General features: G+C 37.3%; 9 protein-coding genes and 1 pseudogene. 8 read left to right on the top strand and 2 right to left on the bottom strand.

The annotated features are described in order from the left end of the window. From ACZLXV_RS05155 to ACZLXV_RS05125, 7 genes and pseudogenes are all read left to right on the top strand, one after another. Positions 1 to 363 (top strand): annotated as a pseudogene (locus tag ACZLXV_RS05155) (hydratase); the annotation flags it as partial. A 168-nt stretch (positions 364 to 531) separates the two neighbouring features. After that, positions 532 to 1536, top strand: a complete 1005-nt coding sequence (locus ACZLXV_RS05150) for a DNA/RNA non-specific endonuclease (protein ID WP_482382711.1) — start codon at positions 532 to 534, stop codon at positions 1534 to 1536. Between the two features lie 74 nt (positions 1537 to 1610). Beyond that, a complete protein-coding gene (locus tag ACZLXV_RS05145) occupies positions 1611 to 5144 on the top strand; it encodes an FtsK/SpoIIIE family DNA translocase (protein ID WP_482382710.1) in 3534 nt (1177 codons plus the stop codon). A gap of 103 nt (positions 5145 to 5247) precedes the next feature. After that, positions 5248 to 6201 (top strand): ATP-grasp domain-containing protein, encoded by a 954-nt coding sequence (locus tag ACZLXV_RS05140; protein ID WP_022225641.1) that lies wholly within the window; start codon positions 5248 to 5250, stop codon positions 6199 to 6201. 40 nt (positions 6202 to 6241) lie between these two features. After that, on the top strand, positions 6242 to 7168 hold the full coding sequence (locus ACZLXV_RS05135; RefSeq protein WP_482382709.1) for an ATP-grasp domain-containing protein: 927 nt from the start codon (positions 6242 to 6244) through the stop codon (positions 7166 to 7168). Further along, positions 7165 to 8835, top strand: a complete 1671-nt coding sequence (locus ACZLXV_RS05130) for a formate--tetrahydrofolate ligase (protein ID WP_482382708.1) — start codon at positions 7165 to 7167, stop codon at positions 8833 to 8835. Before ACZLXV_RS05135 ends, ACZLXV_RS05130 begins: the two co-directional genes overlap by 4 nt. Continuing rightward, positions 8832 to 10166 carry a leucine-rich repeat protein gene (locus ACZLXV_RS05125; protein ID WP_482382707.1) on the top strand — a complete coding sequence of 445 codons (1335 nt, stop codon included), beginning with the start codon at positions 8832 to 8834 and terminating at the stop codon, positions 10164 to 10166. Before ACZLXV_RS05130 ends, ACZLXV_RS05125 begins: the two co-directional genes overlap by 4 nt. Positions 10167 to 10335: 169 nt before the next feature. Here the strand turns inward: ACZLXV_RS05125 and ACZLXV_RS05120 are convergent, their stop codons facing one another. Both ACZLXV_RS05120 and pyrB read right to left on the bottom strand, forming a co-directional pair. Beyond that, complete coding sequence (locus ACZLXV_RS05120; RefSeq protein ID WP_022225637.1) at positions 10336 to 10761, bottom strand: aspartate carbamoyltransferase regulatory subunit; 426 nt, start codon at positions 10759 to 10761, stop codon at positions 10336 to 10338. Positions 10762 to 10842: 81 nt separating this feature from the next. Next, entirely contained in the window at positions 10843 to 11766 is a 924-nt protein-coding gene (pyrB, locus tag ACZLXV_RS05115) for an aspartate carbamoyltransferase (protein ID WP_482382706.1), read from the bottom strand. 387 nt (positions 11767 to 12153) lie between these two features. Between pyrB and eno the strand changes: the two genes are divergently transcribed. Then, entirely contained in the window at positions 12154 to 13449 is a 1296-nt protein-coding gene (gene eno / locus ACZLXV_RS05110) for a phosphopyruvate hydratase (protein WP_482382705.1), read from the top strand. Positions 13450 to 13483: the final 34 nt, after the last annotated feature.

Genomic DNA, 13483 nt, shown 5'->3' with positions numbered 1-13483 from the left:
CGATATTTGCAAAACCGCCGAGAACCTTCTGCCCGTGAGCAGGCTGCCTCATGTCAGAAGGTTCTCGGCGGTTTTGCAAATATCGCTAAGGAATATGCAACAAAGAGATACCGTTCAAACCTTATCAACTGGGGAATGCTTCCGTTTATTTATGAAGAGGAGGAGCTTCCATTCAAGAACGGAGATTACATCTTTGTAAAAGACATAAAGAAATCTGTTGAGAATAAGATTGACACTATCAAAGCATATGTTGTCGGAGATGAGATGAAGGAATTTGAACTTCACCTTGGAAAACTTACAGATGCAGAACGTGAGATTATTGTTAAGGGCTGCCTTATCAATTATTATCGCTCACAGATGTAATAAAGAGTAATGAATTTTAATAAGAGTTGATTAGTCTATAAATAATAAACTGCTTCCAAAAGTAGATATTAAAATGTAATATTTATTTTAGGGGGCAGTTTATTTACGTTGTACTGGTACAACGTTCTGCAAATAACCGGACCAATAACTTGTATGTGGGAGGAAAATGTGAATATTTTAAAAGATAACATAAAAAATAACTTAAAATATGGCAGAGATAAGCTGGGACATGGTTTTATTATAGCGGTTTTAATTGTTTCCATAATGCTGTCCGGCTGCGGTAGCTTAAATGATTATATTGACGGCTACAATAATGCATCATCTGAAGGCAGCAGTTTAAATGATAATGTGGAATTGTCACATAAGTCGTACCAGGACAGTCCGTATCAGGTATTATCAAACAATAAGCCGGAATTTACGAAAAAGCAGAAGCGGAATACAAAAGTGTTTGAGAAATACAGCAGACTTGATAGCCTAGGCAGATGTGGTGTTGCCTTTGCGAACATATGTCAGGAACTTATGCCGGATTCAGAGAGAACAGGCATAGGTATGATAAAACCGAGTGGATGGCAGACTGCAAAATATAACGGAGTTGTTGAAGGCAATTATCTTTACAACCGCTGTCACCTTATAGGATTTCAGCTTGCCGGGGAAAATGCAAACGAAAAAAATCTTATTACGGGAACAAGATATATGAATGTAGAGGGTATGCTGCCGTTTGAGGATGAGGTCGCAGCTTACGTCAAAAAAACGGACAATCATGTACTGTACAGAGTAACACCTGTCTTTAAAGGAAAGAATCTTGTGGCAGAAGGGGTGAAAATGGAGGCATATTCGGTAGAGGATAAAGGTAAGGGAGTATGCTTCAATGTTTTTGTGTATAATGTCCAGCCTTATATAACAATTGATTATGCGAACGGAAACAGCAGGCTGTCATCTGATGTAAAGGAAAATGGCGGCAGTACAGACAGCAAAAGTAAAAACGCAAATAAAAATAGAAAGAGTACATCTAAAAGCACTAAATATGTAATAAATACAAATACCGGAAAATTTCATCTGCCATCATGCAGCAGTGTAGCAGATACACTCGCTAAAAACAAAAAAGTTTTTAACGGAAACAGGGAACAGCTTATTTCGGACGGCTATATGCCGTGTAAGAGATGCAATCCATAAATTCGTTTACACTTGCGTAATCCTTGCAAAAAAGATATAATTATAGCTTAGAATGTATAAAAAGGAGAAAGTTTATGGCAGCGGCTTCAAAGAAAAAATCGACTAAAGAAAACGATGAGGTCAAAGATAATGCTAAAAATGCTGAGAGTGTTTTTGAAAGCAATACAAAGAAAGGCGGCAGAACCGGAAGTTCAAATGTGAAAAAGACGGTAAGGCCACAAAGTACAGCTTCTAAAACACTCGATAGAAAAAGGAAAACAGCAGATGTAAATATTACACATCAGCGTAAAATTCAGGATGTGACAGAATACAGGGACAGGCTTGCATTTGAGACAGGTATAACTCTTATTGTTATAGGGATAGTAGCTGTTTTTTTGTATATCAGTTTTTTAGGCCTTGGAGGTATCATAGGCAGAATTTTTGGAGGCCTCTGCTTTGGAATTTTTGGCTGGATAGCATGGTTTGTTCCGGCAGGAATGATGCTTACATATATTTTTACGATTGTAAATAAAGGTGACAGGCGGGTTAAGAGAAAAATGACGGGAATTATCGGTATGTTTCTGTGTTTTGCTGCCATAACAGACCTTATAACTAAAAAAGAAGTCATAACAGAATATTATACGTCAAATCATGTTCTGCACCGTGGTTATTTCGATTGCATGAATCTGACATTGGAAGATGTACTTGAAAGCGGAAAAAGCAGCGGAGGTTTGATTGGAAGATGGATAAGTTCACTGCTTTCAAAAATATGCGGAAATGTCGGTGCGTGTATTTTGTTGTTTGCATTGCTTATATTGTGTCTGTTTGTTTTTGAGGGTGTCGAGATTATGGCTGCCTTAAGAAAAAGAAATGCATACAGAGAGGAAATGGAAAGGCTGTACGGAGAGGTTAGGGATGAGATTGGTTACAGTGAGCCGTCATACAATGTTCTCAGAAATAAATCCTCAATAAATCCATTTGGGGATATAAATAAAAAGAACGATGAAGTAGACATAAGAGAAAAATATAGGAGAACATCAGAGGGAGCAGCAAAAAAATCTGACACACCTGATTATGTTGAAAGCGTAAGAAATAGTACAGATGGTGTAATGCAGTCTGTTGATTTGAAAATGATGGGAAAATTTCTTGATGAACAGAAGAAGAAAGCTGAGGCAAAAGAGAAACAACATAATGAAATATGCGAAATACACAGTGAAAAACCGGGTGTTCAAAAGAAAAAGACCAAAATACAAAAAGAGACTGAAACTAAAATTGATTTAAATAAGCAAAAGAGTACAAATAATACAGAGAAAAAGGCTGAAAAGGAAATCGAAATAAGAATAGACGGTGATAAAGAGATTGAGAAACAAAAAAAGGAAGTCAGTCTTGACTCTGAGAGCATACCTATTTATAGGGAGGAGATGAACCAAAAATTTGGCAGGAACAGAGGAAGATTATCTTACTCCGGAAATTCAAATCTAAATTCAAAACAAAATAATGAGCAGAAGCAGGAGAGTTTTGAGGACAGACCTGTACCTGTATTTGAAGAGAAATATATACCGGAAATAGAGCATTATGACGATAAAAGCGCAAAAGATACTGTGGTAGAAAATAATTCTAATATTGCAGAAAACAGTTCTAATGCAGTAGAGCGTTACGATACATATGTAGAAAACATAGCTGCCGCAGAAGAAAATGCATCGGAAACAGTTGAATTTACAGCGCAGACAGAGAAAGCGGATGGAGCAGTTGAATTTGCTGCAGAAGCAGATACAGAGGATGGAATACCCGGATTTGACACAGAAACAGAGATGGCAGGTGAAACAGTCGAAGTGCCTGAAATAAATAAAAATGATGAATTTTTTGCTGATGAAAGTATTAAATATGCCCAAAATACAGAATTTGAAAATGAGCCTGTTAATGTTAGTTCTAATGTAGCCGGTCAGCCGGTCAAATCAACTGTTGAAACCGTTGGAAATGTCGGTACGGTAAATTCATATAAGAAACCGGAAAACAGCAGCAGGCATGGAAAGTTTGGCGGAGAGGATTATGTCTCAGAATCGAAAGCGTTTAATGCTTTAAATGAAACAAAGGTGGCAGAGCCTGTTATTGAATGTGCACATGTATTTCCTACTGTTGAACTTTTGGGAGAACCTGTTCATAGCAGCGATTCAATCAGTGACAGTGAACTCAGGGAGACAGCACAGAAACTGGAAGATACATTAAAAAGTTTTAATGTCAATGTCAGGATGGGAGCTGTTATCTGCGGTCCTACGGTTACAAGATATGAACTTTACCCTGAACAGGGTGTCAGAGTAAATAAGATTACTAATCTTACGGATGATATAAAACTTAGTCTTGCCGCACAGAGTATTCGTATCGAAGCACCGATTCCGGGAAAATCTGCCGTGGGTATCGAGGTGCCTAATCCTACTCCAAGTTCTGTATATTTCAGGGAACTTCTGGAGGGAGAAGCATTTGAAAAGGCAAAATCACCGCTTACATTTGCTGTCGGCAAAGATATTTCAGGAAAACCTATACTTACTGATATTGGAAAGATGCCGCATCTTCTTATAGCAGGGGCAACGGGTTCCGGTAAGTCAGTATGTATAAATACTTTGATTATGAGTATTCTTTACAAGGCAGATCCAAAGGATGTAAAACTTATTATGATTGACCCGAAAGTTGTTGAGCTTAGTGTATACAACGGAATACCGCATCTTATGTGTCCTGTTGTGACAGATGCTAAAGACGCTGCCGCAACATTGAACTGGGCAGTAAGGGAAATGAGCGACAGATATAATAAATTTACTGAACTTGGTGTGAGAAATATTGCAGGATATAATGAAAAACTGCAGAAAGTAAGTGAACCGGAAAAAGCCGGACATACAAAAATGCCGTATATAGTTGTTATCGTTGATGAGTTTGCGGATTTGATGATGGTTGCATCAAAGGATGTTGAAGATGCAGTATGCCGTCTTGCACAGCTTGCAAGAGCAGCGGGCATTCATCTTGTACTTGCTACCCAGCGTCCGTCAGTAAACGTAATAACAGGTACCATTAAAGCAAATATTCCGTCGAGAATAGCATTTTCGGTTTCATCAGCAATTGATTCAAGAACTATCCTTGACAGGAGCGGTGCTGAAAAGTTATTAGGAAAAGGTGATATGCTGTTCTTCCCGTCAGGTTATTCAGAGCCGGTCAGAGTACAGGGTGCATTTGTGACTGATGAGGAAGTAAGCAAAATTGTTGATTTCCTCAAAAACAATAATGAAGAACCTGAATACAATGACAAGGTTACACAGGTGGTCGAGGAAGATACAACTGAAACTCAAAAAGAATCAAAACCTGAGAGGGATGAATATTTTGAGGAGGCCGGAAGATTTGTGATTGAGTCAGACAGAGCCGCAGCGGGTCAGCTTCAAAGAAGATTTTCAATAGGTTTTAACAGAGCGGGAAGGATAATAGACCAGCTGCATAAGGCAGGTGTCGTAGGTCCGGCAGAAGGAACAAAACCGCGCAAAATTCTTATGAGTAAAAACGAGTTTGAAATGATGCTTGGAAATGCACCGGAGCCGGTATCTGAGGAAGAGATAGATGCAATAACAGAGGAATTTGGACAGCAATAAATTATCATGAACTGAGTATTGTAAATAACGCAGTAAATTATCTTGAATTAAGTGTTATAAAAAACTTTCAATAAACAGCCTTGAAAGAGAAAAGAGGAAAACTATGAACGTAAAAAATAATATTAAAAATAAAGCACTACTTGTATACAATGATTTTTTGCACAGCGACAAGTTTAATCTGCATTATAAATGGCTAAGGGCTGCCGCTGAAAAGCATGGTATATCCTTGGAATGTGAGGGGAATTCAAAAATTTTATGTTCATATGCATCTTCTTTAGACGAAAGTTTTGAAAAGACTCTTTTGGAATATGATTTCATTCTTTTTTGGGACAAAGATATAAGACTTGGAAAAAGATTTTCTGATATATGTTTTAAGGCAGACATTCCAATTTACAATAATATTCAGGCGATAGCTGATTGTGATGACAAGTCAGCAACCTATGAAAAAATATGGAGATGGAATGACAGTCATGATGGCAGTGAGCAGATAAAAATGATACCTACTGTAGTTGCTCCGATGACTTATGAAAATATAGGATACACAAGTTTTGATTTTCTCGACAGGGTAATTTCGGAGTTTGGATTTCCGCTTGTTGTAAAGGAGTGTTTCGGTTCTTTTGGAATGCAGGTGTATATGGTACATGACAGGGAAGAGCTTGAGAAAACTGTCAAAGATATAGGCGGAAAACCAATGCTTTTTCAAAAATATATAAAGGAAAGTAGTGGTTTTGACGTAAGACTTCAGGTTGTAGGTGATGAGGTTGTGGCTGCTATGTACCGCTATACGGATGACGGCGATTTTAGGGCAAATATCACGCATGGCGGAAAAATGAGAAAGTATGAACCTGATGCGGCAGAGATAAAGCTTGCCGTGAATACCGTAAAGGCTCTGGAACTTGACTTTGCGGGTGTTGATCTCTTGTTTTCAAGTGGAAAAAATAAACCGGCAGATATGGTATGTGAAGTGAATTCAAACGCCCATTTTAAAAATATTTTTGACTGCACTGGTGTAAATGTTGCAGACGAGATTATGGATTATATAGTAAAAAGACAGTAGAGAGATGAAACGCAGCAGTTAAAAAGAAAACGGAGAAAAAATGAATATTGCATATATAATTTATTATGACGAGGAAGCAAAGAAAAACAGTGGTTTTATAGATATGTTAAAGTCAGAGTGCAGAAAATATGATATTGCTATTGAATATATTTCTTTTGAGAAAGTTAATCTTATGTCTGAAAGTTCTTTTGAAAATAAATTCAAAAAGATTTTTTTTGTTATAAACAGAACAAGAGAGTATAAGCTTAGTCTGAGATTTGAAAAGATAAACGTAAAAGTATTTCATTCATCAAAAATTACGGAGCTTGGCAACAACAAATATAAAACATATTGTTATCTGAAAGAGTATTTTGAGAGAAATAAAAATGAGCCACAGGGCGAATGGATAGCACACACTGTCTTGGTCAAAGCAGACGATTTAAATAATGTTTTAAATGATTATATTGGAAAAGATTATGTGATAAAGTCGGTTGACGGTCATGGCGGAAGCCAGGTTTTTTCATTAAACGATGATGGTACGAAACATGGTTCATATAGAAAAAACAGAGATAATGCAAAAAATAATATATATAAAGCACTACAAGGGCATGACTGTGTGTTACAAAAGCGTATAGACAGTGACAGTAATGACATCAGGGTGTATATTGTTTTTGGAAAAATATATGCAGCCGTTTTAAGGCATGGGAATGATGGGTTTAAATCAAATTTTTCTCTCGGGGGAAGTGTAGAGGAATATTTTCCGGATGAAGAGCAGAAAAAAAACATAGAGAAGTTTATAGAAGCATTTGGAGCAGAGCAGCTTTCTATGGCTGGAATAGACTTTATTCTGACAAGAGACGGCAATCTGATTTTTAATGAGCTTGAGGAGATGGTTGGTTCAAGAATGTTGTATAATTGCTCAAAACATGATATAGTAAGAGAATATGTAGAACAAATTGCGAAATTGCAGGAAAGAGGTACAGTATGAAGAGTGACATCGAAATAGCACAGGAAGCAGAAATGATTCATATTCGTGAGGTTGCAAAACAGCTTGATATTACAGAGGATGATTTGGAACTTTACGGAAAATATAAAGCAAAACTTACTGATGAGCTTTGGGAACAGGTAAAAGACAGAAAAGACGGAAAACTTATACTTGTTACAGCCATAAATCCGACACCGGCAGGTGAGGGAAAGACAACCACATCTGTGGGTATAGGACAGGCGATGGCAAAACTCGGAAAGAAAGCAGCTATTGCACTTCGTGAGCCATCACTTGGACCTTGTTTTGGTATAAAGGGCGGCGCAGCAGGCGGCGGATATGCACAGGTTGTTCCTATGGAAGAATTAAATCTTCATTTCACGGGAGATTTTCATGCGATTACTTCAGCAAACAATCTTTTGGCAGCTATGCTTGATAACCATATCAAGCAGGGAAATAAGCTTGGTATTGACACAAACCAGATTGTATGGAAACGCTGTATGGACATGAATGACCGAGTTCTCAGAAATATTGTTGTAGGACTTGGCAGACCGGTTGACGGTGTTGTCAGAGAGGATCATTTCATAATCTCTGTTGCATCTGAGATTATGGCCATACTTTGTCTTGCCGACAACATGAAAGACTTAAAGGAAAGACTCGGAAGAATGATTGTTGCATACAACTATGAGGGAAAGCCTGTTACAGCGGCTGAGTTAAATGCGGTTGGTGCAATGGCAGCACTTTTGAAAGATGCAATCAAACCAAATATGGTTCAGACATTAGAGCACACACCGGCATTTGTACATGGTGGTCCTTTTGCAAATATCGCACACGGATGTAACAGTGTACGAGCTACAAAAACATCACTCAAACTTGCTGATTATACTATTACAGAGGCAGGTTTTGGAGCAGATCTCGGAGCAGAGAAATTCTTTGATATTAAATGCCGCATGGCAGGTTTAAAACCGGACGCAGTTGTACTTGTCGCAACAGTAAGAGCATTAAAATACAATGGTGGTGTTCCAAAGGACAAACTTTCTGAAGAAAATCTTGCTGCTTTAAAGAAAGGTATTGTAAATCTTGAAAAACATATTGAGAATGTTGCTAAGTTTGGTGTGCCTTGTGTAGTTACACTCAACAGATTTGTGACAGATTCAGAGGCAGAACTTGATTATGTCAAGAATTTCTGTGAGGAAAGAAATTGCGATTTCGCACTTTCAGAGGTCTGGGAAAAAGGTGGCGAAGGCGGAATTGAACTCTGCAAAAAGATTATCAATACACTTGAGACAAAGGAAAGCCACTTTAAGCCACTTTATGATACAAATCTTTCAATCAGAGAAAAAATTGAGACTATTGCAAAGGAAATTTACGGTGCAGCCAGTGTTACATATGATGCGGCAGCTTCTAAGGCAATTGACAGACTTGAAGAACTCGGTTATGGAAATACACCTATCTGTATGGCAAAGAACCAGTATTCATTGTCAGATGATGCAAAGAAACTTGGAAGACCTGAAAACTTTAATATAAATATAAGAGAAGTTTATGTCTCTGCCGGTGCAGGATTTGTAGTTGCTATCACAGGAACAGTAATGACAATGCCGGGACTTCCGCTTCATCCTGCTGCTGAGAGAATTGACGTAAATGATGATGGAGTTATCGTAGGATTATCATGATGATTTTTGACTATATTCACAAAAAAAGCATATTGTGTATGCTTGTGATAGCATTTGCTTTTGTTTTGTGTGGCAATACAAAAAACACCTCGGCACAGAGTGTGTTCAATGATGAGGCAGGTTTTTATTATACTGAAAATGTGGCAAATGGAACATATAACGTTGCAGCTTACAATGGAACAGATATGTCGGTGACAATTCCAAGTTATTTTAACGGAGGGGAAGTAGTATCAGTACTTACTAACGCATTTAGCAATAAGGATATTACGGATGTGTATATTCCGGATACAGTAAAAACATTGGGAGACAATGCATTTGGCTATTGCACGAAGTTAAAAAATGTACGACTTTCAGCAAAACTTACTTCAATCCCTATAACATGTTTCAGCAATTGCAAGTTGTTGAAAGCAATTTCCATACCTGTGTCATGCACTCAGATAGGATATGATGCATTTGCATCATGTACAAGTTTGTATCAGATAAGTGTATCAAAAGCAGTCAAAGTAATCGCTTCATCAGCATTTGAGGGCTGCAACAGAAACATACTTACAGTAGTTGCACCAAAAAGTTCATATGCTGCCAAGTTTGCTAAAAAATACGGCATTATGACGACAACGACAAAGTCTGCAAAGCTTTCAAGTAAAAGCAGAAAAATGATTATAAAAGAAAAAATTCAGCTTTACCTGTATAATTCACCGCAAAAACCTAAGTGGAAAAGCAATCATTCATCGATTGTCAGTGTAAACAGCAAGGGAAAGATTACAGCAAAAAAAAATGGCAAGGCTACGATTACGGCAGTATGTGGTACAAAGTCATATAAATGCAGCATAACGGTAAAGACAAAGACTGTAAATTCGATGCTGCGTGTTATATACAGCCAATATGTCAAAGATAGTATGAACGATTACGAAAAGATAGCGGCTGCGCATAAATGGCTTATACAAAACGTCAAATATGATAAGAGATTATATACTAAAGGTGATGTTCCGTGGGTAAGCCATACCGCTAGGGGAGCGTTAAAGTATGGAATAGCAGTGTGTGACGGATATTCAAAAGCGTTTATGATGATAATGGAGCATTATAATATTCCGTGTATGATGGTCACGGGAGGGCAGCATGCATGGAACCTAGTTAAGATAAAAAATAAATGGTATCATGTTGACTGTACATTTGATGACCCTATTGTAAATTGGAGTTTCAATAATACTCATGTATATAAGACATACTTTTTAAAGACGGACGCGTATATGTCAAAGGATCATACATGGCTTAGAAAGTATTTTCCTAAGGCAAAATCTACTACAGTTGATAAAAAATACAGAACAAAGTAAAAGAAGAAATACAGACTAAAAAACTTAAAAATAAAAACTCAAAACAATGTTTACCGATACAGGTAATGATGTTTTGAGTTTTTTGTTTACAAAATATTGACACATAAATTATCTGCCATGAAATAAATATAATGCTGCAAGCAAATGTACTGATTATAAGTTATAAAAATCAGTTTCCCTTAAATTTTGATTCGCAGTAAACACATCTGTATATTCTGTGTTCACGGTTGGTGAGCTTAAATTTGTGAGGAAGTTCCTGCTCTATGGATGTTATACAGCGTGGGTTTTTGCACTTGATTATGTTTGTTACGGTTTCAGGTAATTCAAGTGTATGTTTTCCGACGATTCTGTTGTCTTTTATAAAGTTGATTGTTATCTTGTGGTCAAGAACTCCCAATACATTTAAATCTACATCAAGATTACCTTCTATTTTTATGATGTCTTTTCTGCCCATTTTACTGCTTTTAGCATTCTTTATTATGGCTACCTGACAGTCCATCTTTTCAAGATTGAGATATTCGTATATCTTCATGGCTCCGCCCGCCTGAATATGGTCGATTACGATTCCTTCGCTTAAACCGCTTATATTAAGCATATTATGACTCCCCTTTCTTTGTTAAGAACATATTTTAAAATATAAATTATAAATCTTATTGAAAACGAATGGAGTGGTGCATTAACACTTATCTTTGAGTCCGAGCAATGTTATGATAAGTGCCATTCTTACATAAACTCCAAATTTAACCTGTTTAAAGTAGACGGCTCTCGGGTCGTTATCTACATCCGTTGAAATTTCGTTTACACGAGGAAGAGGATGGAGAACATACATATCGTCTCTTGCAAGTTTCATTTTCTCACTGTCAAGTATAAAACTGTCTTTTAATCGTATGTAATCCTCCTCGTTAAAGAAGCGTTCGCGCTGAACTCTTGTCATGTACAGGATATCAAGCTCAGGCATATATTTTTCAAGTTCATTTGTCTCGACATATTCAATATTTTTTGCGTCGAGAACTTCCTGTCTGAGATAGTCAGGTATTTTAAGTTCATTTGGTGATATAAGAATAAAACGCACATTTTCGTATCTTACCATTGCATTGATAAGAGAGTGTACTGTACGGCCAAATTTTAAATCTCCACACATTCCGATGGTCATATTGTCAAGACGGCCTTTAAGTGTTTTTATGGTCAAAAGGTCTGTAAGAGTCTGTGTTGGGTGGTTGTGACCGCCGTCACCTGCATTTATAACAGGAATTTCAGAATACATAGATGCAACTGTCGGAGCACCTTCTTTCGGATGGCGCATAGCGCATATGTCTGCATATGAAGAGATAACTCTTATAGTATCTGCAACGCTTTCTCCTTTTGATGCCGAACTCGAATCAGCCGAAGAAAAACCAAGTACCTTACCGCCGAGATTAAGCATTGCAGCTTCAAAACTAAGACGTGTTCTTGTACTTGGTTCATAAAATAATGTAGCTAATTTTTTTCCATCGCATACATGGGAATACTTTTCAGGATTCTGCATAATAGCTTGTCCTAAGGATAGAATTTCATTTAATTCTTCAATAGATAAATCAAGTGGACTTATTAAATGTCTCATGGTTACCCCCTATAAAATGTATTTTTCTAATTTTACTACAATGATTGAAAGTATTCAATAGTGTCATATAAAAAAATTGAATTATTTTGTTTTTTATTGCTTTGACGCATAGAGATATAAACTTTCCAGCTATTTACATATATCACTATGCTTATCAAATGATTTTTTACTTATAGATTATAAGAATATATGATATTTGAGATATATGAATTGATTTAATCAAAATGGGAAATCTTATCATTAGCAAATATTGATTTATGAGAAAAGTTAGTATAAACTAACCTAAAAGGAAACTTATATCAGGCGTACATGAATATAAGTGACCTCATTTACTTACAACAGTATTGCAAATTGATTATAATAATGTGCGCAGAAACGAGGAAAAATATGTCATATTTGGAAATTGAAAAAGTAGTAGGCAGAGAGATTCTTGATTCGAGAGGGAATCCAACGGTTGAGGCAGAGGTTTATCTTATTGATGGATCTGTAGGCAGGGGAACTGCTCCTTCTGGTGCATCGACAGGTGAATTTGAGGCACTTGAACTTAGAGACGGAGATAAAGAAAGATACCTTGGAAAAGGTGTTACAAAGGCGGTAACCAATATCAATGGTACAATAAATGACGTTCTTACAGGAATGGATGCGTCAGACATATATGCCATAGACGCTGCAATGATTAAAGCAGACGGAACAAAAGGAAAAACAAATCTTGGTGCAAATGCAATTTTAGCTGTTTCAATTGCATGCTGCCGTGCAGCTAGTATTGCCCTTGACATTCCTCTTTACAGATTTTTGGGCGGAATTTCAGGAAACAAACTTCCGGTTCCTATGATGAATATTGTAAACGGTGGATGCCATGCACTTTCATCAGGACTTGACGTTCAGGAATTTATGATAATGCCTGTCGGAGCACCTTCATTTAAGGAATGCCTGCGCTGGTGTGCAGAAGTATTCCACGCATTAGCTGCGATTCTTAAGGAGAGAGGACTTGCAACATCAGTAGGAGATGAGGGAGGATTTGCACCGGCATTAAAATCTGACGAGGAGGCTATTGAGACAATTCTTGAAGCAGTAAAAAAAGCAGGATACGATCCTGAAAAAGATTTCCGTATTGCTATGGATGCCGCATCATCTGAATGGAAGACAGGAAAAGTCGGAGAATATAAACTTCCGAAAGCCGGAACCGTATACTCATCTGAACAGCTTATCGAACATTGGAAATCACTCGTAGAGAAATATCCTATTATCTCTATCGAAGATGCACTTGACGAGGAAGACTGGGAAGGATGGCAGAAGCTTACAAAAGAGCTTGGAGACAAGGTTCAGCTTGTCGGGGATGACCTTTTTGTTACAAATACTGAAAGACTTGCAAAAGGTATTAAACTCGGCTGTGGAAACTCAATCCTCATTAAACTCAATCAGATTGGTTCTGTATCAGAAACACTTGAAGCTATCAAGATGGCACACAAAGCAGGATACACAGCTATTAGTTCACATCGTTCAGGAGAAACAGCAGACACAACTATAGCAGACCTTGCGGTTGCATTAAATACATGCCAGATTAAGACAGGAGCACCAAGCAGAAGTGAGCGTGTTGCTAAATACAATCAGCTTTTGCGCATAGAGGAAGAACTCGAGGAGAGCGCAGTATATCCCGGAATGGATGCATTCAATGTAGAATAATTCATCATTTAAAAATCTACTCTTGAAAAAACAA

Source organism: Butyribacter sp., from assembly GCF_056818865.1.
The sequence above is the reverse complement of the archived record's forward strand: the minus strand, read 5'-3'. Positions and strand labels throughout refer to the sequence as shown.

Bases quoted from the DNA above. Each gene is read 5' to 3' on its own strand.
- ACZLXV_RS05125 (WP_482382707.1), top strand. From the start codon at position 8,832: ATGATGATTTTTGACTATATTCACAAAAAAAGCATATTGTGTATGCTT.
- ACZLXV_RS05140 (WP_022225641.1), top strand. From the start codon at position 5,248: ATGAACGTAAAAAATAATATTAAAAATAAAGCACTACTTGTATACAAT.
- ACZLXV_RS05135 (WP_482382709.1), top strand. From the start codon at position 6,242: ATGAATATTGCATATATAATTTATTATGACGAGGAAGCAAAGAAAAAC.
- eno (WP_482382705.1), top strand. From the start codon at position 12,154: ATGTCATATTTGGAAATTGAAAAAGTAGTAGGCAGAGAGATTCTTGAT.
- ACZLXV_RS05145 (WP_482382710.1), top strand. From the start codon at position 1,611: ATGGCAGCGGCTTCAAAGAAAAAATCGACTAAAGAAAACGATGAGGTC.
- ACZLXV_RS05120 (WP_022225637.1), bottom strand. From the start codon at position 10,761: ATGCTTAATATAAGCGGTTTAAGCGAAGGAATCGTAATCGACCATATT.
- ACZLXV_RS05130 (WP_482382708.1), top strand. From the start codon at position 7,165: ATGAAGAGTGACATCGAAATAGCACAGGAAGCAGAAATGATTCATATT.
- pyrB (WP_482382706.1), bottom strand. From the start codon at position 11,766: ATGAGACATTTAATAAGTCCACTTGATTTATCTATTGAAGAATTAAAT.